The sequence below is a fragment of the Stieleria neptunia genome (assembly GCF_007754155.1).
GTDB classification, from domain to species: Bacteria; Planctomycetota; Planctomycetia; order Pirellulales; family Pirellulaceae; genus Stieleria; species Stieleria neptunia.
In genome coordinates, this window is the sequence record NZ_CP037423.1 from 5,724,847 (window position 1) to 5,747,388 (window position 22,542).

The following is a 22,542-nucleotide window of genomic DNA, read 5'->3' on the forward strand; positions in this document are numbered from 1 at the left end:
TTTGCCACCTGCGGCGTGTTCAGTGGTTGCCAAAAGAGTGGCTTTGTGTTTTTAAGCTTGATTAATGTGCCCAGAAGGGGTAAGTTCTTGCCCTTGCAGCCCTAGTCAATGGATTTCTCTGTTTAGGAATGGCTGATGAGTACCAATAGTCTCGTTCGCTTCACACGGTCTTGTCCTACGTGTGGGCGGCGAATTCAGATCCGCGGCTCGTTGCTCGGTCGTGTCGTCGCCTGCCGCCATTGCAATGCGGAATTTGTCGCGACGGCATCGGACGATGCTCCCGGCTGTATCGATGACGCGAAGCGGTTGATGGATCGTGTGGATTCGGTGCTGTCGCGGAGTCAACCGCCAGTGATCGACACCCCCACTTCGACGACCACGCCCGCCGGTTGAGGGGTGTTCCGTGCCGGGGGCTCATGTCGCCTCCGCGGGGGACATCGGTTCTTTTACTGCAGGATTTGGCAACTCATTTAGTTTCTCTCCCTCTGGGAGAGACGGCATTTGCGCAGCAAGCAATCGCCAGAGAGGGTTCGCGCTGCAAAAGTCCTGGCGCCAAACGCGACGATCAATTCCGCCGCTTCTACAATCGGCATCCCGTGCGTCGGCAGGTGTTTCGACGATAAAACCCAGCCGCGCTTCGCCCGATGGTTGATTGGTCGCGCGCCCGTCAGGCTGGGCACTCGCTGACCAACTGGCCGTTTGGGAATCAGCTCCGGGCGTGCCGGCGTGCGAACGCATGAGGGATACGCCGGCTGATTTTGCATTGGCCCTCTTTTTGCTTCCAGGTTCTGTTCGGGCATTCGCCGCGAACCAAGGAGCTTGGCAATGGGCAAGTCTGATCGTATCGAACGTAAAGGCGGAGGAAAGGTCTCTGCTGCGCCAGCCATGACTCCAGTCGTGACCCAAGCTGTCGACGATCAGGAGACGTCGGTCGGTGGCGTTGATCGGCTGCATGCGCGGGCATGGACTGCCGCGGGGACGCGGACTGCTGAGGAAACTTGGGCCGCAGGTGAGCTGTTTCCCGTTCAGTGTTTTACCGCTCGTTCGCTTCACGACTATGAAGCAGCCTTTCGAACGTTACACGACAGTTACGTGAAGGCGGGGCTGTGTGACCCGACCGCAAGCGGGATGCGTGTCTTGCCGTTTCATCTTTGGCGTGAAACCCAGGTGTTCTCCGGCCGAGCGGATCAGAAACGTGTCGCAACCCTCTCGTTGGTGTTGGATGAGCACCATCGGTTGCCGATGGAGGAGGTGTTTGAAGACGTGGTGCAGCGCGAACGCGAGGCAAACGAACTAACCGCCGAACTATCATCGTTCGCGGTGGCACCGGATTATTCCAAGCCCCGGACGGAGCATTTGGTTGCCATGACGGCTGCGGCGGTGCAGTTTGCACGTCGGCAGGGAGTCGACGATCTGTTGGCGACGGTTCACCCAAAACATGTCCGTATCTATCGCCGCATCATGGGGTTTCGGCAAATCGGCGAGGTCGCTCCGCACGGCGGGGTGATGGGGCGACCTGCCGTCCCGATCGCAGCACCGGTCAACGACATCCGTGCCGTTCACCCACGGTTTTTGCCGTGGTACTTCGGCGATCGGATCCGGAAAGAACAGGTTCGTCGGAGCTATTTATCGGAGCGGGGTTATCGGTATTTTCGACCGTTCGCCAGGGGCATCGGGAATCGTCGGTACCGCCGTCCCCGTTGATCAATGCTTGGGTCGGGCCGGATGCCGTTCAGGTGTAGTGGGCAACCATCTCGCGTACCGATTCGGCGACCGTCTCGCGGAACTCCGCCGGCTCGATGACCTCCGCATCTGCACCCAAGGAGAGGACTTTGGGCAGAATCTCTCGGGGGTGAGCCGCCGGGACGGTCAGCATGGCATGGTCGTCGCCCAACTCTTCGAGTGATTGTTCCGGATGCCAGGGGTCTTCACGCAGGTAGGCGGCGCTACGTTTTCCCAAGCGGATTTTGACCAGCGTGGTGGAATCCCCGGAGAAGATTCCGATGCTGCTGCCGAGGTACTTCGACAAGTCGATTTGTGGGTCGGGCTTAAAGTATTCGTCCAGCAGCGTGGCGTGATGAAATCGATCCAGTTTCCAATTCCGTAAACGTTGGCCTTTCTCCGGTTGATCGGTTGCTGGCGTTGCCGGGACCGCGGCGACGATGTAGATGCTGCTCTGGTAGACGGCCAGTCCGTAGGGTTCGATTTTTCGAGTCGACACCGGTTTACCGATCGATTCGTATTCGATTTCGACGAGACGATGCTCCAGGATGGCGCGGTTGATCGTTTTCAGCATCCCTTCCTGGCGTTCGTAGGATTTGCTGGGGGAACCGAAAACGTGCAGCGCGGCACGGTACCGCGCGTAGTGGTCGAAGACCCCGTTGGGCACCGCTTCCTGGACTTTATTCCAGAACGTCTCGATGCCACGCCAGTATTGGGTGCCCATCAACGGATAGAGCAGTTCTCGTCCGATCGACAAGGCGATCAATTCGGTCGCCGAAATGCCGATTTCGTGGACGTCGGTGGTGTTTTGGCCCAACTTGAACACGCGTCCGCGCTGGACGGTTTCGGACTGGATATCAAAACCCGCAGCCTGCAGTGCTTCCAAGTCGCGGCGGACGGTACGTTCGTGCAGTTTGGTCAGGCCCAAGTCGGCGACCAAATCGCCGCGCAGCTCTTCCAGCGTGCGACCGAAACGCGACAATTCAAGCAGCTGGAGCAACTTGTGCTGGCGAATGAGTTGTTCATTACGTGCCATTTGGGATTCGTCTCCTTACGAGTCGCGACCAAAACGAAAACACGAGTTCAACCACTCGTGAAAACCCAGCGTCGAGCCGAGGTGGCCGGATTCTACGCGCCACCGGGGCCCCAGAGCAGTGGTTTGCCAAACGATGGCTCAAAAAAAACGGTCCCGCCTCCCACCCACCCGGGGTCTGTCCCCACATCCACCCGGGGTCTGTCCCCGTCCACCCGGGGTCTGTCCCCGTCCACCCGGGGTCTGTCCCCGTCCACCCGGGGTCTGTCCCCCGACCATCCAGGGTCTGTCCCCGATCATCCAGGGTCTGTCCCCAATCACCCGGGGTCTGTCCCCGATCATCCGGGGTCTGTCCCCGATCACCCGGGGTCTGTCCCCGATCATCCAGGGTCTGTCCCCGATCATCCAGGGTCTGTCCCGATCATCCGGTCTGTCCCCGATCATCCAGGGTCTGTCCCCGATCATCCAGGGTCTGTCCCCGATCATCCAGGGTCTGTCCCCGATCACCCGGGGTCTGTCCCCGGGAATGGAATGGGACGGATAGGTCAAATAGGACCTATGCGTCGTATAGGTCCCATTGGTCCTAGGATGTTCGGGGTCTGTCCCCATGCACCCGTCCATGCGGGGAATAGGACGGATGGGACAAATAGGACCCATGCGTCGTATAGGTCCCATTGGTCCTAGGATGCTCGGGGTCTGTCCCCGATCACCTGTCCCCGATCACCCAGGGATGCTCGGGGTCTGTCCCCATGCACCCGTCCTGGGGTCTGTCCCCGGGAATGGAATGGGACGGATAGGTCGAATAGGACGCATGCGTCGTATAGGTGCCATGGGGCCATCACCCGGCGTTTGTCCCCGGATCATCGTCCTATCATCCGGGATTCTGATCACCCGGGGACTGTCCCTGAGATATTGGGATCGTCGGGGATGTTCCCAAACGCAGGTGATTGCATCATCATGCGGATCTTGACATTTCGCTCTTTTAATTTTGCTAGCCCATGCCTCTCGATCCTGATTTTGAGACCGCCCTGAAGAATCATGCCGTCGAACTCGATGGCGACATCGCAGCTCGACTGCAGGCCTATGCGGAGGCAATGTGGAGCTGGAATGAAAAATTGAATCTGACACGTCACACGACGTGGGAGTTGTTTGTCGGCCGCGATTTGCGAGATTGCCTTCAGTTGGCGCCCATCCTCGATCCGGGCGAAGAGGTGCTGGATCTGGGCAGTGGCAATGGCGTGCCGGGGATCCCCCTTGCGATCCTGCGACCGGACATCGATGTCTCGTTGGCCGAATCGGTTGCCAAGCGAGCGAGCGTGCTGGGCGAATTGATTGCCGATCTGGATCTGCCCGTGCCCGTCTATTCGGCGCGGGGCGAAGATCTGTTGGATGACTTTCGCTTCAGCAGTCTGGTTTGCCGCGCGGTGGGAAGCATCTCCAAGCTCTGCCGCTGGATCGAGCCTCATTGGAGCAACGTCGACCGCATGTTGCTGATCAAAGGGCCGAAATGGATCGAGGAACGCGGCGAAGCACGCCATCAGGGCTTGATGGGCAATTTGCAATTGCGGAAGGTCGCGTCTTACCCGCTCGGCGACGAAAGCGATGAAGAGCAAGGCGCCATCGTCCAGATTTGGCCGAAGGGGCGCGAACTGCCGATGAAAATCAGCTGAAAAGCAATCAGTTGCACAGCGCATCGACAGGCTGGAAGCCTATCCCACGTTCTGAATTCTGCCGGTCGCTCACACGTAGTTCGGTGTCGGCGGACGGTAGTCGCTCAGGTCGATCGATTTGAACCAGTCGATCGTTTGTCGCAATCCATCGGCGAGCTTGATCTTGGGTTCCCAGCCGAGTTCTTTCTTGGCCAGCGAAATGTCGGGCCGCCGACGGGTCGGATCGTCTGCCGGCAGTGGTTTTTGAATCAACTTGCTCGCCGATCCGGAAATCTCGATCACCTGTTCGGCCAATTCGCGAATCGTGAATTCGTCCGGATTGCCGATGTTGACCGGTCCGATGAAATCGTTGTGGCTCATCATGGCGATGATCGCGTTGACCAGGTCGTCTCGAAAACAAAACGACCGCGTTTGAGAGCCGTCGCCGAAGATCGTGATGTCTTCGCCGGCCAACGCTTGACGAATGAAGTTCGAAACGACGCGCCCGTCAAAGGGGTGCATGCGGGGGCCGTAGGTGTTGAAAATTCGCACGATGCGGACATCGACCCCGTTGCTGCGGTGGTAATCCATGAACAGTGTTTCGGCCGCACGTTTGCCTTCGTCATAACAGGCACGAATTCCGATCGGGTTGACGCTGCCGCGATACGATTCCACCTGCGGATGGACTTCGGGGTCGCCGTAGACTTCGCTGGTGCTGGCTTGCAAGATCCGTGCGCCACAGCGTTTGGCGATGCCCAGCATGTTGATCGAACCCATCACGCTGGTCTTCATCGTTTTGATGGGGTTGTACTGGTAATGCCCGGGAGCGGCCGGGCAGGCCAAGTTGTAAATCTGATCGACTTCCAAAAACACCGGGTTGGTGATGTCGTGCCGAATCAGTTCGAAATTCGGGCAATCGAGCAAATGAGCGACGTTGGTCTTCTGGCTGGTAAAAAAATTGTCCAGACAGATGACATCGTGGCCCTGTTCGACCAGACGTTCGCAGAGGTAGGAGCCCAAAAATCCGGCACCGCCGGTGACAAGAATGCGTTGAATCATGTGTCGGATGGGTAAGGCGTTAAGAATCACTCGCTCGTCCACTCTCTCGGTGAAAGAATGAACGATGGGAACGGCCGCTGCACTTGGACCGTCATCGTATCGAAAGCTTGGTCTCCGCACGACCGCGCTCACGGTGCATTCGTTGCGTTCGGCCGCTACGTCAAAATCGCAGGCGTCGTGACCGGCAAAACGCGACCTGATCTTCCGTTAAGGATCGATCAGTCGGTTGTCGATCAATCGCGTCGAGCCGACTTTGGCCGCGATCAGCGCGACGGCTCGTTCATGGATCTGCCGGATCGGTTGCAGGGTTTGTGCGTCGACCAATGTGGCGTAATCGATCGAGTCGACGCCCTGTTCAGGTCCGTCGGCCGACAACGTCGACTGCATGATTTGTTCGATTTCGATCGTATCGCGTTGTCCGTCGCGGACCGCGTGCTCGGCAGCATTGAGCGCCGCGGAAAGTCGCAGCGCTCGGATTCGTTGGGCGGGGTTCAGATAACGATTCCGGCTGCTCATGGCCAGTCCATCGGTTTCGCGGACGGTCGGACAGGCGACAATCTCGATCGAGACATTCAGATCACGGACCATCGCCCGGATCACACACAGTTGCTGATAGTCTTTCTGGCCAAAAAACGCGTGTGTGGTCGGCAGGATGTGAAACAGTTTCAGCACGATCGTGGCGACGCCTTGAAAGTGCGTCGGTCGGAACTCGCCTTCGAGTGATCGGGCGACACTGGGCGGCTGGACCGCTGTGCTGAATCCCGGCGGGTAGATTTCGTCCGATTCGGGAACAAACACGGCGGACACGCCTTCTCGGCGCAACCCTTCCAGGTCGGTGTCGAGCGTGCGAGGATAGTTGTTCAGGTCTTCGTGGGGTGCGAATTGGGTCGGGTTGACGAAGATCGTGGCGACGGTCTGATCGCACCGACCGACGCTGGTCCGCGCCAGCGAAAGATGGCCTTCATGCAATGCCCCCATCGTCGGCACCAAACCGACCGTTGCATCGCGGCGGCGCCATTGCCAAACAAGCTCCGTGGCCTGTTCGGTCGTTCTTAGAATCTGCATGTCGCTGGTCGGTTAAGGCATGCTCGAGGTCGCTTCGGCAAGCACATGCTCGGCGACAAAGATCGGCAATGGCGGCGAGAAGGTGACGGCGACGGCGATGGCGTCACTGGGGCGGGAATCGATTTCGATCATCTCGCCCTCTTCGGTCTCCAGACGCAGTTGTGCGAAATACGTTTGATTGCTCAGGTCGCTGATCACGACGCTATGGATCGACGCGCCGAGCGCTTCGGCCGTTCGCACGACCAAGTCATGGGTCAGCGGTCGGGGCGGTTGATAGCCGTCTTCTTTGACGCGTCGGTCGATGTTGGTCGCTTCGAAAATGCCGATCAAGATGGGGAACTCGCGCTCCCCATCGATCTCGCGCAAATAGATGACTTGGCTTTCGGTCAGCTCGGAAATGATGATCCGAGCAAGTTGCATTTGAACCGGCATCGCGGCGGACCAGAATGGGACTGGAAGATCGTGAAACGTTACGCTGGTTCAAAGTTTACCACCGATCGCGACCACGGACACGATGCGACGGCGTGCTATTTTTCCAGGCGGAACATCGTGACACCCAGCGGTGGCATGTTGACAAGGATGCTGTCGCTGCGTCCGTGGTGGCCATCGCCGGTCGATTTCGCTCCGGGATAGTTGCCGACGTTCGAGCCGCCATACCGTTCGCTGTCGCTATTGAAAATCTCTTTCCAAAAACCGCCCTTGGGAACGCCGACCCGGTAATTGGGCCGTACCACCGGGGTGAAATTGCAGCAGATCAAAATCGGCTCGGTCCCCGCCAGGCCCTTGCGCAGGAAGACCAGGGTGCTTTCCTGCCAATTCATGCAGTCGACCCATTCAAAACCGTCGCCGGTGAAATCCAATTGGTGCAACGCCGGGTTTTCGATCACCAGTTTGTTGAGATCCGAAACCAGATTCTGCACGCCGCGATGGGATTCGAAATCCAACAGCAACCAATCGGGGCCGTCGTCGTGGTTCCATTCATTCCACTGTGCCAGTTCGCCGCCCATGAACAACAGTTTCTTGCCCGGGTGCGTCCACATGTAGGAGTAGAGCAACCGCAAGTTGGCAAATTTCTGCCACACGTCACCGGGCATCTGGCTGATCAGGGATCCTTTGCCGTGAACGACTTCATCGTGCGAGAGCGGCAGCATGAAGTTTTCGGTAAAGGCGTAGATCATGCTGAACGTCAGATCGTTCTGGTGATGCCCGCGATGAATCGGTTCCTTCTGCATGTAGGTCAGCGTGTCGTTCATCCAGCCCATGTTCCACTTGTAGGTGAAACCGAGTCCGCCGTCATAGACAGGCCGTGAAACGCCGGGCCATGCCGTCGATTCTTCGGCGATCGTCACCGCACCGGGATGATGTTCGTGGACGGCCACGTTGAACTCGCGGAGAAAATCAATCGCTTCCAAGTTTTCGCGACCGCCGTACTGGTTCGGGATCCAGCCGCCGTCTTCGCGGCTGTAATCCAGGTACAGCATCGAAGCGACCGCGTCGACTCGCAAACCGTCGATGTGGTATTTCTCCAACCAGAAGATCGCGTTGGCGACCAGGAAGTTGCGAACTTCGTTACGACCGAAGTTGAAGATCATCGTGCCCCAGTCCGGGTGTTCGCCCTGGCGTGGGTCTTCGTGTTCATACAGCGCCGAACCATCGAAGCGCCGCAGCCCGTGCGCGTCTTTGGGGAAGTGCGCCGGAACCCAATCGACCAGCACACCGACATCGTGTTGGTGCAGGTAATCGACAAAGTACATGAAGTCTTCGGGGCTTCCGTGCCGGCTGGTCGGTGCGAAGTAGCCGACCGTCTGGTAGCCCCACGATCCGGTGAAGGGGTGCTCGGTGACGGGCAACAATTCGACGTGGGTGAAGTTCATCCGGTGGCAATAATCGACCAGACGGTGCGCCAAGTCACGATAGTCCAGCCAACCGTGCGTGCGGCCGGGACCCTTTTGCCAGCTCCCCAAGTGGCACTCGTAAACATTCATCGGGGCGTGCATCGGATCGGTCGCCGCACGCCGCTCCATCCAAGCGTCGTCGTTCCAACTGTGCTTGTCCAAGTCCGTGATGATCGATGCGGTCAACGGCGGCAATTCGGCGGCGAACCCGACCGGGTCGGTCTTGTCGATCCATTGACCGTGCTGGTCCAAGATCCGGAATTTGTATTTCTGGCCGGCCTTGGCACCCGGGATGAACAATTCCCAGATCCCGACCGACATGTCCAACTTGGCGACGTGGCCACGTCCGTCCCAGCCGTTGAAATCACCGACCACCTGGACGATTCGGGCGTTGGGTGCCCAAACGGCGAAATTGACGCCGTCGATGTCGTCGACGCTGCGCAGCTGGGCGCCGAGTGCGTCGAAGAGCCGATAGAATTTTCCTTCGCCGAGCAGGTAGCGATCGAAATCGGTCAGAATCGAAGGCACCGCGTAGGGATCGTGCGTCTCGATGAGTTTGCCAGTTTTGTCAGCCATTTGAATTCGATAACTTGAGTGCGTCGAGGATGTGTCCTCATCATTATGCCCGATCGCGGCGGCGTCGACCGTGCCTGAGCAGATTGCCTCAAAAAACCCCGCTGGATGCAGTTTACGCATCGGACGACGCTTTCCGGTGGGGTGATCGACGACCCAAGCCGCCTGGGCATCTGGCAAAAAACTGCGGACGGCCGTCGCCTTCGTGCCGCGGTAGTCGACCGTGTGCGGGCCGAGGATTGACGAAGGATTCTCCAAATGACCGTCAACGAGTCGTCCGAGATCGGTGAGGGAAATCTGTGTGTGCATGTCGAAAAACGGTGGGTCCAAAAGGGTCAAATTTGACAGGCGACTCGCAAAATCCATTGCGGAGTCATGAAACGGCGGAGCCGCGAAATCTCTGCGGAGCCGCGAAAAAAATGCTCAGTCGGGGGCGTCTGACGACCGCGAAGCGTGCGGACGGCGGAACGTCCCGATTTATTCGGATTCCAGGTCAGCGGCGGTAAACCGTCCGCGGCGGCGGAGTTTGGATGGTGTTTGGGGGGCGGCCGCGTCGCCGTTGATCAGCCGACGCAACCGTCGGCTGGGGGCCGGCACGGTGCTGCCAGCGGTCGAGGGGGGGCTGCCAAGACGCGGGCGGTTGGGCGGTGTGTCGACGCGGTAGTGGGAGGAACCGGCCGACGACGGTTGCTGCGGCAATTCCGCTGAGGTCGCCCGAGTGGTTGGATCGAAATCGGCGGCCTGGCCGAGATCGTTGTGCCCGTGGCTGACCAGACAGGAGCTGACCAGGCAGGCTTGGACGCGATGGATCGCCAGGGTGCGATCGATCCGGCGCCACAGATCGGCGTGCTGTACCTCGATCCGCCGGCCGAAGTGTTCCCAGCGAAAGTTGTTTTGACGCCAGCGGGGCAGCGAGTTGGAAAGCGAACGAATCAGGTAACGATTGTTGCTCAACAGCGTCACGGCGCTGGGGCCTTCCAGCGATTCCAGTCCGCGAACGGCGGCCAACAACGTCAGCCGGTTCAGGTCGCCGAGTTCCTGGTCTTCGGCGTCTAAGATCAATTCCCCGTCGGCCGCTTCGAGTGTGAATCGCCACCGTCCATCGGTGAGCGAGCGCGAGTAGGCTTCGCAAACGAGCAGGTAATCCGTTTCAATGGCCGGGTTCTGGTGGGAGGGGAGTCCAGAGGAGGGCACGGCAATTGGTGGATTATGGAGGGCTCGGTTTTGCGTCATCAGCGAAGGGCCGACGGGGTCCATTGGGAATGACAGCTTCACGGCACGCAGCTCCATTGACGATGCTTCGGGAAGAAAACGAACTCGCGTGACATCTGCGAGTGACTCGGCATCCGGGCCGCCTGACCAGTGATCCATTCCATCGAGTGCGACGACGAGAGTTGCCCGCAGGATTGGGAGGGGCAGGCACTCTCGTCGTGCAAGAGTGGACTCGTCAAACTTTGCCGCGTCGCCAAAGTTTGTCCAGTAGATTTTGCTTGCGCCGATTGAAGGCCGCTGTCAGGACGCTACCATTCGCTACAATCGGTGCCCTTTGCGGCTCGAAGCGTCTTCCGGCCGCCCTCCCCTGCCTCTCGCACGACCGCATCGCGAAACTCTTTGCTCGTCCCAATCATCATGCCACGCAACACGCAACGTCCCTGGTACCACGAAGGTTTGCGATTCGAATGCACGCAGTGCGGAGCGTGTTGCAGTGGCGATCCGGGCTATGTTTGGGTCGAACAAGACGAGATCGATGCGATGGCCGATGCGATGAGTTTGTCGGTCGACGCATTCGAATCCCAGTTCGTCCGCCGCGTCGGTTCCCAGAAGAGTTTGCGTGAATATCCCGACGGCGACTGCATCTTGCTCGACCCCCAGCAACGGACCTGCTTGGTTTACCAAGCCCGCCCGATCCAATGCCGAACCTGGCCGTTCTGGGATTCGACGATCGAGACCAAGAAAGCCTGGCGCGAGACCTGCGAAGAGTGCCCCGGCGCCGGCAAAGGCAAACTGTACACGTTCGAAGAAATCGAAGTGCAGCGCAAGCAGAAACGCGTGTAGCGCAGTGGCGTGAGCTTCCAGCTTGCGTTTCACGAGACGACAGGCTGGAAGCCTATCCCACTGATTGTCCGCCTAAACTTGCCACTGGCAGATTTGAATGGCGTCGGCGGCCAGATTGCCATCGAGCAACGGCGACACTTCACCGCTGCGAATCGATTCGGCCGCCGCATCGAGTTCTTTGACAAAGCTGGCGATCGGATCACCGTCGCCCAGATCGGGGCGTTCGACGCGTCCGTCTTGGTGAAGGATCACCAGCGGGATCGTCGCGGTGGTTTCATCGGCATACGCGGCGAATTCAAACTGGATCGTCGCCCGTTCGAAGGAGACTTCGTAGCCGTGCGTGAACCCCCGCGCCGGAGAATCGATGACACCGCCGCCGGCCGAGACCGGTCGCCCGTCGGCATAGCGGAACAGCGTTTCGTAGAACTTCGGCACCGAGTCGTTGCGGATGCAACTGCTTTCCACCGAGTCGGGCATTCCGAACAAGACGCGAATCAGGTGCGCGTCGTGAACGTGCAGATCGATCAGCGGTCCGCCGACGCTGGTCGGATCGTAAAAATCTGGAATCCAATCCGGCGGCGAGATGGTGCGTTTGAATCGTCCCGCGATCGGTCGTCCGAATCGACCGTCATGTGCCGCGTCGACCAACAGTCCGAATTCCGGCATGAACGGCAGCACGTGGGCGACCATTACATCGCCGGGGGCGCCGAGTTGTGCCAGCCGCCGCGCATCCTCGGCGGCGAGCGCCAACGGTTTCTCGCACAGTACTTTCTTTCCGGCGGCGATTGATTTTTCGATCGCTTCGGCGTGCAAACTTGGCGGCAAGCAGATGTCAATCAAATCGATCGAATCATCGGTCAGCATCGCGTCGAGTGATTCGTAGACGCCCATGTCGGAAACATCGATTTGCTCGCCGGGAGGCCCAAAGTTACCCTTGATCCCCGTCCAGTCGCCGCCGCGTTTTGCTTCGTTTCGACTGCAGAAAGCGACCAAGTCAGCTTGATCACTTCGCTGGTAGGCCAGATAGTGAATCCAGCCCATAAACCCCACGCCGACGATTCCCGCACGCATACGCTCTGTTGTCCTATTCGAAGTAAGTTTTCGGGCCATTGTACCTGGTTCGTCTCCGTCGAGTCAGTCGCCGGAATCGAACCGACGAGTGGACGCGACGAACAAGTGACCAGGCCGATGCGTGGAAACCTATCATTGATTCCGTTTCGCTTCTACAGTTCTATGATGAAACATTCCAACCCACCGACGAATCGTCTCTGCTTGATCGCAACCCTCTGGCTCAGCCTATCGGCCGGCGCGGTCGGTTTGGCGCAGGCCCCCGAGGCGGGACCGTGGCCGCAATGGCGCGGCCCGACTTCGGACAATCACGCTGCGGACGACGTCGTTTTGCCGCGTCACTGGGATCTGCGGACGGGGGAAGGTATCGCCTGGAAGACCAAATTGCCCGGCCGCGGGCATTCGACACCCATTTTTGTCGGTGACGCGATTTTTTTGACCACGGCGGACGTCGACGCCGGCACGCAATCGGTTTTGGAACTCGAAGCGGGATCGGGAAAGCTGCGGCGGGAAATGGTGCTGCACCGCGGCACGCTTCCTGCTCGCATCCATCCCAACAACTCGCACGCGTCTCCGTCGATGGCCTATGACGGCGAGCGATTGTTCGCCTCGTTCCACACCGACGATGCGATTGTGCTGACGGCGCTGTCGACCGACGGCAGCCAGCTTTGGCGGAAGCGTGTCTGTGAATTCAAACCGTCCAGTTTTCAATTCGGGTACGGTGCCAGCCCGATCATCGAAGGCGACCTGGTGATCGTGGCGGCCGAGTACGACGGCAAAGAGAGCGGGATTTATGCGTTGGATCGCGCCAGCGGAGAACGAGTGTGGAAAATTGAGCGGCCGGCAAACTTGAACTTTGCGTCGCCGATTGTGACGACGATCGCGGGAGAGCGACAGCTGTTGATCGCCGGGGCGGAAACGTTTGCGGCCTACGATCCGTTGAAAGGACGCTTGCTCTGGCAGGTCCGGACGACGACCGAAGCGATCTGCGGGACGGTGGTCTGGGACGATCGGCACGTCATGGTCAGCGGAGGCAATCCAGACGCGGGGACCTGGTGTGTTGCCGCCGATGGCACACAGCGACTGATGTGGAGCAATCGTGTGATGTGCTACGAACAGTCTCTGTTGGCGATCAAAAACTTTCTGTTCGCCGTCGCGGACAATGGCGTGGCGTACTGTTGGCGGACGCAAGATGGCAAAGAGATGTGGAAGACGCGTCTGTTCGGCGGCGGAATCAGCGCTTCGCCCCTCTTGGCCAATGGCCACGTGATTGTCGCGACCCAACGCGGCGAAGTGTTTCTGTTTCAAGCCTTTCCGGATCGGTTCGAGTCCCTGGCCGAAATCCAAACCGGTGACTCGATCTTTGCCACGCCGGTCGCCGTCGAAAACCGACTCTACGTCCGCACCGGCATCAACGAATCCGGTCGTCGCCAGGAATACCTGATCGCCATCGGGCCGTGAGTGGCGTAAGCTTCCAGCTTGCGTTGACGATTAGTAGGTCACGCTGTGCGTGACTGGCATGCACAGCATGCCCTACTCTGCCGCGGCGGATGCGCTGGTTGGGGTGACATGAATTTTCAGCGTAAGTAGAAAGTGTTAAACTGAAACACAACACGCTTCTTCGTCATTTCCTCGTTTCCGAAGGACTCATGAAATTTCTCTGCTTTAGCGATCTTCACCGCAATCGAGAAGCGGCGCGAAACCTGGTCCGGCTTGCCGAAGAGGTTGATGTCGTGATCGGCGCCGGGGATTTTGCCAATCGTCACGAAGGTCTCCCCGATACGCTGGAGATTCTGGCGGACATCGAGAAACCTTCGATTCTGGTGCCCGGCAACGGAGAGACCGTGGAAGAGCTCCGCAGTGCCACCGAGGGCTGGACGTCGGCGACGGTTCTGCACGGCGAAGGTTGCGAGGTCGGGGGCGTTCCGTTTTGGGGCGTCGGGGGCGGTATCCCGGTGACGCCGTTCGGCGATTGGTCGTATGATTTTGACGAAACACAAGCCACCGAGCTACTCAGCGGTTGCGAGCAGGGCGGCGTGTTGGTCGTGCATTCACCGCCGCTGGATACGGTCGATCGCGACAGCGGCCGAAGAGTCCGTGGCAGCCAGTCGATACGCGATTGCGTGCTGACCAAACGTCCGCGATTGGTGGTCTGCGGTCACATCCACGACGACTGGGAAAAGCAGGTCACGCTGGAGCAAAGCCTGGTGCTCAACGCCGGCCCGCGAGGCGTGACGTTGGAAATTGATTTCGATTGACGAGGGGTTTGTCGGTCATGAGACCGCGGTGGCGGTCACCGCGAATTTTGACAGATCGCGTGACACTGCTCTCTTGGAACAGTAGCCGAATTCGCCAGAGAGACGCGATGTCTGACGTGACGGAAATTCTTGATCGCATCGAATCCGGAGATCCGGACGCGGGTGATCAATTGCTGCCCTTGGTCTATGACGAATTGCGTCAATTGGCCCGAGGCTTACTCGCCCACGAATCGGCTGGACAAACCCTGCAGCCGACCGCATTGGTCCACGAAGCCTACTTGCGGCTTTTGGGTGGCGAGGCGGACGCGAGATGGAATAGCCGCGGGCACTTCTTCGGTGCCGCCGCACGCGCGATTCGTCGCATTTTGGTCGACAACGCGCGGCGCAAGAACTCGATCAAACATGGCGGAGGGAGTCGCCGAGAGGAGCTGGTGGAGATGGCTCGCCCCGATCGGCCCCAGGAACTTCTGGCGATTGATGAAGCGTTGGTAAAACTATCGAATGAAAACCGGCAAGCCGCCGCATTCGTCGAAATGCGATATTTTGCCGGGTTTTCCTTGACCGAGACGGCCGAGGCGTTGGGGATTTCACCTCGTGCGGCAAGTCGAATCTGGACCTATGCCCGCGCTTGGCTCTATCGCGAACTGCATCCAGATCAAGCCGAACTTTGAAAACAATTCAATCAGGAAAAAAAGGTGAATTGCTTGGCAAGCATGACATGGTTTTCTCGCACTATCAAATGAAAGGCTGATTGGCCTGCGGACGAACGACTTCCTCGGGATGAATGGTTGCGATGTTTACAATGCAAATGCGAGTCGGGGGATTCCGGCCAAAATGGGTTGCGTTCTTTTTACTCGTCTGGATCGGCGGACTTTGCTCCTGCAATGCCGCCTGGGGTCAGGGAGGCGATTTTATTGATGGTGCAATTTGGCGGTTCACCATGGTCTCGAAAACGGGTCCCTCGACGACGTTAAAAGGGCAATATCGTATTTCCGATCGAATCGTCTTTCAAAAGCACACCCCCACCGACGCGGAACTCAATAAGCAGGTGGGCAAGAATTTTCCCAGGGGAAAAAAGACGCGTCTTGAATTCACTGATTTTCGCGCCGTCGATCGGTCCGGTGAATGGCGCAAAGGGATGAAAGGCACGGCGCGGCTGACGTACGAGCGATACGGACGGTGGACTGGAATCCTGACCGATCAGTCAGGGAACAACTGGCAATTCACCTGCAACCGCGTCAAAGAATGAACGAATTTGAACTCTTTGATGCGGCCCTGGAGATCGATGACGAACGGCAACGGCGCGAGATGCTTGACCGTGCTTGCCGCGACGATGCAGCCCTGCGCCGGTCGGTCGAATCGCTACTTTCGGCACATCGGCAGGCGAGCGGATTCCTCGACCTACCGATCAGCCTGACGATGCCAACCGAGACAACGACAGTGCAAACCGATGGCGGCAAACATCCGGATTTTCCCTTCTTCGACAGCCCCACGCGTCAAGATTCGATCGGACGCATCGGCACCTTTGAAGCGTTACAGCTGCTCGGTCGCGGTGGCAACGGAATCGTTTTTAAAGCGTTTGACGAAAAACTGCATCGCATCGTCGCATTGAAAGTGATGGCGCCCGAGCTGACGGCCACCTCGCCGGCGCGGAAGCGATTTTTGCGTGAGGCGCGCGCGGCGGCGTCCTTGCAACACAGTTCAATCGTCAATGTTTATTCGGTCGAAAGTGGCCCGTTTCCTTATTTGACGATGGAATTCATCGACGGTCCTTCTCTGCAACAGTATGTGGCCCAGAGCGGACCGCTAGAGATTGCGGATGTCTGCAGGTGGGGCGCTCAGATCGCCGAAGGACTGGCCGCGGCCCATGATCGCAATCTGTTGCATCGTGACATCAAACCCGCCAATATCCTGCTGCAACGCGGCAGCGATCAGGCCAAAATTACGGATTTTGGACTTGCGCGAGCCGTCGACGATGCGAGTCTGACCCGGAGTGGAATGATTGCAGGGACGCCGATGTACATGTCGCCCGAGCAGGCACGGGGACAGACCATTGACCAGCGCAGCGATTTGTTCAGTTTGGGCAGTGTCTTGTACGTCATGTTGACCGGACGCCCGCCGTTTCGGGCGGCGCACTCGCTGGCCGTCATGAAACGCCTGACCGAAGAACAGCCTCGTGCGATACAAGAGCTGATTCCGGAAGTCCCTTCGTGGTTGGTCGATGTCGTTTCCCGCCTGCACGCGAAAAAACCGGAGGATCGTTTTCAAAACGGGTTGGACGTCGCGAATGCCTTGCGAACGCATTTCGCACCGCCCATGCACGCATCGAATGCGACGCCGAGAACGTCCACGGCGGCTCCACCGATCCTCGCGGAACACGATCGCTCAGACGCTCAGGTTAGTCCGCAAATCAAGACGAGCGGGGCTTCCCGTGGAACACGTAAACGCGTGCCAGGTGTGGTCGGAGTCCTCGCGGTGGGCTTTGCCATCTCGGCGTTGGCGATCGCCAAAATTGACAGTTGGAATTCAGGTTCATGGACGACTTCAAGCGGGACGTCCGCTGAATCGAACAAGTCGGATGCCGATCCGTTGGCAGGTGCGGCTTCAACTGACACGTTGGAGTCGGGGCTGCTGGTTCAATCAGAGCCGCCGATTCAAGATGAGAACCCGACGATGGACTCGGTGCGGGAAGGTCGCGATCCCGAGGTGCTCGCCTCCGCGGTGCTGCTGGGGGCCAGCCGTTCGAGTTTGGAACAATGGCTCAGTGGACTCGATGACGCAGTTCCTATTGGGATCGGGTTGCGTTCCGGATCGACAGATCCAACCTTTGATGCGGTCGCCATCACCCAGCGAAACACTCCGCAGTGGCAAGCCAATTTCGTCAAAGATGATCGCGAGGCAGGGAAGGATTATCAACAGATGAGAGGAACCCACGGTGTTTACTGGAGACTGACAATCCCCTTCCCCGGCCGAAAGCCGTGGGAATGCGAAGGCATCAAACTTTGGAAGCGTTCGATGGGCAATTGGGAAACGCGGAATCACGGTCAACGTCCGATTCGGCAAGTGATCAGCGGGCTTCAGAACAGCTCGAAATATCCGCTCTCGATTTCTGTCGTTGAGTCCAACGGAGAGACGAACACTCATTTGCTAACCAAGCATCGTCCCGGCCTCGCCAATCATGCGTACGGGCAGCTGACGTTGGAGCAATTGGTCCAACGCGTTGCACTGCACCGTCAAGACGATTGGCGTCTGGAATACTTTCAATTGAACAGCGGAACTCCCGAGGCAAGGTTTGCCGCCGTCTTTTGTGAAAACAATACGCCGCGACACTGGGAGTTGTCCGTCGGACTCACCGCGCCGGAGTTTTGGGAAATGCGGTCCGCCAAACGATCGGACGGGTTTTATCCGCGTAGCCTCGGCAGCTATTGGTCAGACGGCAAAGTTTTTGTCGCTGTGCTGTGGCATGACATTTATCACAACCCGATCTACTAGCCGGGCTACTGCCAAAAACTGTTGCTGGTTGATAGGTGGGGCAAGGGATGGTCCCGACCGGGGCGCGGTGGATTTGTGGCCGAGGTTGTCACCGGGCTAGGCAGCGTGTTTTGCGGCGGGGTACTAAAACGGGACGATGCGGGCTGCGGCACAGCCGACCAAATTGCGACGGGGCGTTTCTGCAGGGTACGCGTCTCCGCAGCGATGACTGGCGTCGCCGAGGCCGGCACGGCGACTTGGGGAAGGTGACGTTGCGGCACGTTGGCTGGTGCCGCCGGGCGAAATGGAGTCGCCGTCGGGAGCCGGCGGTGGTAGCTGGACCCGCTCGATGGCTTGGAACGCTGGCGGCTGAAGTTTGCGTTTTTGTTGCTTGTGTAGAACGCCCCCATCCGTTTGTTCATGGGTTTGGCCCAGCCCCAGCCGCTGTTACCGCCGGCGCATGCATCACCCCCGGCGATCAAGCCGGACCCGAGAACGGAGACAGCGACAAGCAATACGAATGGATGAAGGCGATTCATCAGCGGGTCTCATTTTTACGGGGTCGGAATCGGTCGGAAAACCGTTGGGATGGGCTCCAAGGCTGGCAGTTCACTTCACCGAGCGGAGGCGGCGACCAAATGTTACGACGTTGACATCGAAAATAAAAACTTTTTCGCACGCCCATTGATTCGCCGCGAGCCGGCCTCCGGTCATCATTCTGCCCCCATCGTTCTGCCAATCTCTTGCCCGAACTCGGCGGCGTGTTAAGATGGAGTGAACCTCGGGAGTGATCGCGTGTCACTTCCGACGCATCGTTTTCCGCCGACAAGCTGCAATTTTTTTAGTGAGTTGGCGGTGACCGACCAGTCAGGGGGGCGACTTGGATTCGACCGGATGATTGGAAGCGTATGGTCGCGTGTCGTGGTTGATCAGTTGGCCACGTAAAAAGCTGATCACAATTTTTAATTGCAGATGAAAATCTCCAATTGGCTGCCTAATTACAGGCTGCCCGGACTGATGGGGGCTGCCAGAGTCGCCTGAAAGTCCGTCACAATTCTGGATCGCCCACCGTCCTGCTCGAGACGCGGTGGGTTAAACAAGATTCGAGCTAGCGAGCCACGTAGTTTGTCCAGCAGCGCCGTGGTAAGCGAAGCGAGTTTCGGCTCATAACCGCAGGACTACACACGTAGACACCGTCGTGGACGCATCGCGGGACGAGGGTTCAATTCCCTCCGCCTCCATCACAAAGAGCTGCTTTCGAATTTTCGAAAGCAGCTTTTTTCGTACACAGACATCCCATTGGACGATCGCTGTCTTGTGCGTGCGTGCGTGCGTGCGTGCGATGGATGGCGAAACATGTCGATCCCATTGCTCGGCGCGCGGAGCACGACACGTTGGAGCTAGGGCAACAGGACGGTAATGATCAGCGTCGAATCGACGCTGTTGTCGCAATCGTACGTCGTCCGGCAGAGCACTCGGGGATCGCGCAAGACGTTGGAAAATGCCGGGCGCTGGATGGTCGTGCTTGGGGTTGTCGCGTGTTGAGATTACGACCCGAGTTGTAACCAGGAAGGACGAAGGAGCATGACCAATCCGAGCAGCAAGATCACGGCACCGCTGAGCAGTTTTAGCCACCGTCCCTCACGCTCCTGCAGTTTGCGGTGCGAGAGCGTCACGACGACCACCGTGACCAGCAGCGTATCGTCCAGCATGTACGCCACGATATACACCGCCAAAAACGCATAGTTCTTCCAGGCGGGGTAATCCTGGATCGTCAGCACTTGAGTGTACAGTGCCGGCAGCCCGGCCGTGCACAACAGTTCGATCATGTTGACGATGACCGCCAGAACCACCGCACCGGTCAAGGCCACCGTCAGATACTTGGCGCTGACGATCTCGCGTACACGACGGTACAACTTAGGCTTGCTCGATTCGGGGATCGACAACGAAAGCCCTTGCTTGAACGCAAAAAAGTCCTTGACGTTGATCACGCCGATGAACAGCGCCAGCAAGCCCAATGCAATTTGCACCGGTCTCGCGATTCCGATCAACAGGAAGATATTCAGCCAGGCTGCCATGAACGCGAAATAGGCTAACCCGCTGATGAAGACGAACGTCCCCGCGATCAGCAAAATCTTGCGGCGGTCTTTGATGTTGACCAGCACCGAGAGCAGAAACACCAGCACCCACATGGCGCAGGGATTGAACCCGTCGACCAAACCGATCGCCAACGTAAACAAGGGCATGCCGAGTTCTGAAGCGTTTAGCGGCCCCAGCATCGGAACATCGATCGTGTCGCTCGTCACCACCTCCAGCGGCGTTTCGCTTTCACCGGACTGCGACGGAGTGGCTTCATCGGGGAGTTCCAACAGGTCGATCGGAATGTCATCGACGGAAACCTCCGGCGTCGTCACTTGAGCGACCAGCAAGAAAGTGGCGTAAGCTTCCAGCTTGGGCATCGTCAACATCGCAAGTTGGAAGCTTACGCCACGCTGCTGATTCCGGCTCAACGGCTTTGATGGTTTCATCCCCGAGACGTCCCTGATCAACTGGTCCAGTTGTGCACCCGTGATTTCGTCGCCTTGGTAGCCGATCAGGATGCGTCGGGCAAAATCAATCGTCGGCAATCCCGGCGGGCTTCCGGCCTTACGGCACAGTGTTTCCCACTGCGACCGAGCCGCCGCAGATCGATCGACATCATGGATCGCGAATCGGATCGCCGGCCAGCGTTGTTGCAAGGTCGGCAGAAACGCTTTCAGTTTTTTGCATTTGGGGCAAGTGGTACGCGTGTAGAGGTTGGCGGTGAAAAGTTGTTCGATCTGCGGGCCCGTTCGGGTCGCATCGTCGAAGCCAAAGTACATCCGGTCACAGGTGTAGAACGCCGGCAGCAACGGTTTTTCTCGGCCCGCTTGTTTGGACAGTTTGTACAGCCGAAGCAGTTGCGTTTTTTCATGAAGCACATCATGAATTTGAATGTCCAACCCGTTGATTCGCTGTTTCAGTTGATCGCAATACGCCTGAACGGTTTCGGCGGATTCGCGGTCGCTGCGGACGAACACATCGATGCGGATTCGATTCGTCGTCTCATCGGGCGGGCGGTCGTCGGCGCGTACCCAAGTCAGCGATGCGGACGACAAGAACAGAAAACCCAGTAGCGCAATTCGGAAAGCCATGGTTGCTCGGCCCATGATGCGTGTTGGAAATCGGTCGCCTACTTTCAGGACGAAGCTTGTGTCTTTATCGAAGACGTTGAAGGTCACGATTCATCGTTCGACCTCCCCTCGCTGCGCTCGACCCTCCTGCCAGGAGGGTGACTTCAAAAACCGCACGACCGCCTTGCGATCAGTGCACGCAGCATACCAATGGCGTGCTTCGAATCGTCACAGGCTCAGGCTGACTCTTCAGCTTTGGCGCGCAGGTTGGCGACCGAGTACCGACGCACCGGTTTGGAATACATCGTGCGATGCGCGTACTCTTCGTCGGGCTGCTTACAGCGCTGAATGAACTCCACAAACTGATCGACAAACAAGTCGACCTGCTTCCAATTGGTGAACTCATAATCGAAACGCGTGTCGGTCGGACCGCCCTCTTTCTTGGCGACCCACTGCATCAGTTTTCGTTTCAGCCAGTTGTACTTGGAATAGGTCAACGCGCCGGCGAAATGAATCGTCAACAGGGGATTCCAATCGGTCTCGTGTAAGTAGGCTGCGGTGATCTTTCGCACTTCATCCTGTTCGCTGTCGTCTTCGCTCATGATGCCCAGGCTGACCGAAAAAAACGCCGATGGCATTTCGTGCAAGAGGTCGCGAAACTGTTTGAGATACTCCGCCAGACGGACGTCGTAATGGGAGTAGTGGATCGGGGAGCCGACGATGACCGCGTCGTAGGCATCCAACGCAATCGGCCGATTGGGATCGACCGCAATGTTGTGCCGGTCCGTTGCAATGCCTTGCTCGGTCAGTCGTTGAGAGATGTGACGGGCGATCTTTTCGGTTTGGCCTTCGTCAGTCGCAAAGAGAATCAGAGCGCGCATTCAGTCTGTCCTTGCCGGCGCATCACCGGCTTGTTGATTTTATCGATGTTCCGAACCAAGGCGTTGGCATGAACCCCATGCCTTTTCTCGTGACGCCAAACGGGGTGTTGTTTTGTTAGCGGCAGGGCGCGAGCCCTCCGGTCTTTCGAGCCGAAACCGGAGGGCTCGCGGGCTGTCGATTGAGTCGGGATCTGCTGAGTCAATGGTGAGCCGCTGGCCGTAAGGCCTCGGGCAGCGTCGCAGTGCCCGGCCGCTTACGGGCGCGCGGCTCACAAAAACGACAGCCCGCTCGCGCCGTGCCGCTGACTCATTCGGTGTCAATATCGATGGTATTCAGGCTTGGCCGGAACGCAAAAACGAGCTGCGCCGCGTGGCCCCTAGCTCACGCATGCATCTTTCAATCAATAGGCCGTTCAGACGTTAGAACATCGCGGTGAGCGTTCCCGCCACCGTTTTGGCGAAGATCAAAAGCGACATGATCGCGATCACGATCACCGAAATCCAAAAGATCTTCTCATGGGGTGAGTCCTTCCAATTGATGCGGCTCATCGTTTTGCCTTGGGGTTTGAAGACCGGGGTACTCGGATCCAGGCATCCCGAACGCTTTGACACGACGCCGGGAATTTGCAGAATGCATCTTCTGTGCCAATTTCGCCCTGTT

Annotated in this window: 19 protein-coding genes and 1 other RNA gene; 10 read left to right on the forward strand and 10 right to left on the reverse strand. The window is 58.3% G+C overall.

All coding sequences use genetic code 11. The features are described from left to right. Positions 1-135 precede the first annotated feature (135 nt). Both Enr13x_RS19830 and Enr13x_RS19835 read left to right on the forward strand, forming a co-directional pair. On the forward strand, positions 136-393 hold the full coding sequence (locus Enr13x_RS19830) for a response regulator (RefSeq protein ID WP_145388669.1): 258 nt from the start codon (positions 136-138) through the stop codon (positions 391-393). A 504-nt stretch (positions 394-897) separates the two neighbouring features. Next, a complete protein-coding gene (locus Enr13x_RS19835; protein ID WP_145388670.1) occupies positions 898-1,704 on the forward strand; it encodes an N-acyl amino acid synthase FeeM domain-containing protein in 807 nt (268 codons plus the stop codon). A 28-nt stretch (positions 1,705-1,732) separates the two neighbouring features. Here the strand turns inward: Enr13x_RS19835 and Enr13x_RS19840 are convergent, their stop codons facing one another. Continuing rightward, on the reverse strand, positions 1,733-2,758 hold the full coding sequence (locus tag Enr13x_RS19840; protein WP_145388671.1) for a helix-turn-helix transcriptional regulator: 1,026 nt from the start codon (positions 2,756-2,758) through the stop codon (positions 1,733-1,735). 995 nt (positions 2,759-3,753) lie between these two features. Here Enr13x_RS19840 and rsmG point away from each other — a divergent pair. Beyond that, positions 3,754-4,425, forward strand: coding sequence for a 16S rRNA (guanine(527)-N(7))-methyltransferase RsmG (rsmG, locus tag Enr13x_RS19850; protein WP_145388672.1), 672 nt, complete (start codon positions 3,754-3,756; stop codon positions 4,423-4,425). Positions 4,426-4,494: 69 nt separating this feature from the next. Here the strand turns inward: rsmG and Enr13x_RS19855 are convergent, their stop codons facing one another. From Enr13x_RS19855 to Enr13x_RS19875, 5 genes are all read right to left on the reverse strand, one after another. Next, entirely contained in the window at positions 4,495-5,463 is a 969-nt protein-coding gene (locus Enr13x_RS19855; protein ID WP_145388673.1) for a UDP-glucuronic acid decarboxylase family protein, read from the reverse strand. 207 nt (positions 5,464-5,670) lie between these two features. Further along, a complete protein-coding gene (panC, locus tag Enr13x_RS19860) occupies positions 5,671-6,528 on the reverse strand; it encodes a pantoate--beta-alanine ligase (RefSeq protein ID WP_145388674.1) in 858 nt (285 codons plus the stop codon). Between the two features lie 12 nt (positions 6,529-6,540). Next, positions 6,541-6,960 carry a bifunctional nuclease family protein gene (locus Enr13x_RS19865; protein WP_145388675.1) on the reverse strand — a complete coding sequence of 140 codons (420 nt, stop codon included), beginning with the start codon at positions 6,958-6,960 and terminating at the stop codon, positions 6,541-6,543. A 95-nt stretch (positions 6,961-7,055) separates the two neighbouring features. Then, positions 7,056-9,305: a 1,4-alpha-glucan branching protein GlgB gene (glgB, locus tag Enr13x_RS19870; protein ID WP_145388676.1), complete on the reverse strand. Its 2,250-nt coding sequence runs from the start codon at positions 9,303-9,305 to the stop codon at positions 7,056-7,058. A 168-nt stretch (positions 9,306-9,473) separates the two neighbouring features. Then, positions 9,474-10,190: a ribonuclease HI gene (locus Enr13x_RS19875; RefSeq protein ID WP_145388677.1), complete on the reverse strand. Its 717-nt coding sequence runs from the start codon at positions 10,188-10,190 to the stop codon at positions 9,474-9,476. A gap of 435 nt (positions 10,191-10,625) precedes the next feature. Here Enr13x_RS19875 and Enr13x_RS19880 point away from each other — a divergent pair, with 435 nt between their 5' ends. Next, positions 10,626-11,051: a YkgJ family cysteine cluster protein gene (locus Enr13x_RS19880; RefSeq protein ID WP_145388678.1), complete on the forward strand. Its 426-nt coding sequence runs from the start codon at positions 10,626-10,628 to the stop codon at positions 11,049-11,051. 72 nt (positions 11,052-11,123) lie between these two features. Here the strand turns inward: Enr13x_RS19880 and Enr13x_RS19885 are convergent, their stop codons facing one another. Continuing rightward, a complete protein-coding gene (locus Enr13x_RS19885) occupies positions 11,124-12,122 on the reverse strand; it encodes a Gfo/Idh/MocA family protein (RefSeq protein ID WP_145388679.1) in 999 nt (332 codons plus the stop codon). A 162-nt stretch (positions 12,123-12,284) separates the two neighbouring features. On the opposite strand from Enr13x_RS19885, the gene Enr13x_RS19890 reads away from it, so the two are divergent. The 6 genes from Enr13x_RS19890 (at position 12,285) to ssrA (ending at position 19,092) form a co-directional block, all read left to right on the forward strand. Beyond that, positions 12,285-13,580, forward strand: coding sequence for an outer membrane protein assembly factor BamB family protein (locus Enr13x_RS19890; protein WP_231743657.1), 1,296 nt, complete (start codon positions 12,285-12,287; stop codon positions 13,578-13,580). Between the two features lie 188 nt (positions 13,581-13,768). Beyond that, the gene (locus tag Enr13x_RS19895; protein WP_145388680.1) at positions 13,769-14,377 is read left to right on the forward strand and encodes a metallophosphoesterase family protein; all 609 of its coding nucleotides are present in this window, start codon (positions 13,769-13,771) and stop codon (positions 14,375-14,377) included. A gap of 107 nt (positions 14,378-14,484) precedes the next feature. Then, the gene (locus Enr13x_RS19900; protein ID WP_145388681.1) at positions 14,485-15,048 is read left to right on the forward strand and encodes a sigma-70 family RNA polymerase sigma factor; all 564 of its coding nucleotides are present in this window, start codon (positions 14,485-14,487) and stop codon (positions 15,046-15,048) included. A 269-nt stretch (positions 15,049-15,317) separates the two neighbouring features. Continuing rightward, entirely contained in the window at positions 15,318-15,626 is a 309-nt protein-coding gene (locus Enr13x_RS38100; protein ID WP_197455217.1) for a hypothetical protein, read from the forward strand. Continuing rightward, a complete protein-coding gene (locus Enr13x_RS19905) occupies positions 15,623-17,869 on the forward strand; it encodes a serine/threonine-protein kinase (protein ID WP_197455218.1) in 2,247 nt (748 codons plus the stop codon). Before Enr13x_RS38100 ends, Enr13x_RS19905 begins: the two co-directional genes overlap by 4 nt. An 850-nt stretch (positions 17,870-18,719) precedes the next feature. After that, positions 18,720-19,092: a transfer-messenger RNA gene (gene ssrA, locus Enr13x_RS19910) on the forward strand. A gap of 303 nt (positions 19,093-19,395) precedes the next feature. Here ssrA and Enr13x_RS19915 read toward each other — a convergent pair. The 3 genes from Enr13x_RS19915 to Enr13x_RS39430 form a co-directional block, all read right to left on the reverse strand. After that, positions 19,396-21,021, reverse strand: a complete 1,626-nt coding sequence (locus Enr13x_RS19915; RefSeq protein WP_145388683.1) for a glutaredoxin family protein — start codon at positions 21,019-21,021, stop codon at positions 19,396-19,398. Positions 21,022-21,236: 215 nt separating this feature from the next. Then, positions 21,237-21,881, reverse strand: coding sequence for a flavodoxin domain-containing protein (locus Enr13x_RS19920; protein WP_145388684.1), 645 nt, complete (start codon positions 21,879-21,881; stop codon positions 21,237-21,239). 420 nt (positions 21,882-22,301) lie between these two features. After that, positions 22,302-22,430 carry a hypothetical protein gene (locus Enr13x_RS39430; protein WP_261344140.1) on the reverse strand — a complete coding sequence of 43 codons (129 nt, stop codon included), beginning with the start codon at positions 22,428-22,430 and terminating at the stop codon, positions 22,302-22,304. Between the last annotated feature and the right edge of the window lie 112 nt (positions 22,431-22,542).

What these genes read in the sequence shown, in the direction of transcription:
- Enr13x_RS19830 (WP_145388669.1), top strand. Translation starts at nt 136, where the DNA reads ATGAGTACCAATAGTCTCGTTCGCTTCACACGGTCTTGTCCTACGTGT.
- Enr13x_RS19840 (WP_145388671.1), bottom strand. Translation starts at nt 2,758, where the DNA reads ATGGCACGTAATGAACAACTCATTCGCCAGCACAAGTTGCTCCAGCTG.
- rsmG (WP_145388672.1), top strand. Translation starts at nt 3,754, where the DNA reads ATGCCTCTCGATCCTGATTTTGAGACCGCCCTGAAGAATCATGCCGTC.
- Enr13x_RS19855 (WP_145388673.1), bottom strand. Translation starts at nt 5,463, where the DNA reads ATGATTCAACGCATTCTTGTCACCGGCGGTGCCGGATTTTTGGGCTCC.
- panC (WP_145388674.1), bottom strand. Translation starts at nt 6,528, where the DNA reads ATGCAGATTCTAAGAACGACCGAACAGGCCACGGAGCTTGTTTGGCAA.
- Enr13x_RS19865 (WP_145388675.1), bottom strand. Translation starts at nt 6,960, where the DNA reads ATGCCGGTTCAAATGCAACTTGCTCGGATCATCATTTCCGAGCTGACC.
- glgB (WP_145388676.1), bottom strand. Translation starts at nt 9,305, where the DNA reads ATGCACACACAGATTTCCCTCACCGATCTCGGACGACTCGTTGACGGT.
- Enr13x_RS19880 (WP_145388678.1), top strand. Translation starts at nt 10,626, where the DNA reads ATGCCACGCAACACGCAACGTCCCTGGTACCACGAAGGTTTGCGATTC.
- Enr13x_RS19885 (WP_145388679.1), bottom strand. Translation starts at nt 12,122, where the DNA reads ATGCGTGCGGGAATCGTCGGCGTGGGGTTTATGGGCTGGATTCACTAT.
- Enr13x_RS19890 (WP_231743657.1), top strand. Translation starts at nt 12,285, where the DNA reads ATGATGAAACATTCCAACCCACCGACGAATCGTCTCTGCTTGATCGCA.
- Enr13x_RS19895 (WP_145388680.1), top strand. Translation starts at nt 13,769, where the DNA reads ATGAAATTTCTCTGCTTTAGCGATCTTCACCGCAATCGAGAAGCGGCG.
- Enr13x_RS19900 (WP_145388681.1), top strand. Translation starts at nt 14,485, where the DNA reads ATGTCTGACGTGACGGAAATTCTTGATCGCATCGAATCCGGAGATCCG.
- Enr13x_RS38100 (WP_197455217.1), top strand. Translation starts at nt 15,318, where the DNA reads ATGGTCTCGAAAACGGGTCCCTCGACGACGTTAAAAGGGCAATATCGT.
- Enr13x_RS19905 (WP_197455218.1), top strand. Translation starts at nt 15,623, where the DNA reads ATGAACGAATTTGAACTCTTTGATGCGGCCCTGGAGATCGATGACGAA.
- Enr13x_RS19915 (WP_145388683.1), bottom strand. Translation starts at nt 21,021, where the DNA reads ATGGCTTTCCGAATTGCGCTACTGGGTTTTCTGTTCTTGTCGTCCGCA.
- Enr13x_RS19920 (WP_145388684.1), bottom strand. Translation starts at nt 21,881, where the DNA reads ATGCGCGCTCTGATTCTCTTTGCGACTGACGAAGGCCAAACCGAAAAG.
- Enr13x_RS39430 (WP_261344140.1), bottom strand. Translation starts at nt 22,430, where the DNA reads ATGAGCCGCATCAATTGGAAGGACTCACCCCATGAGAAGATCTTTTGG.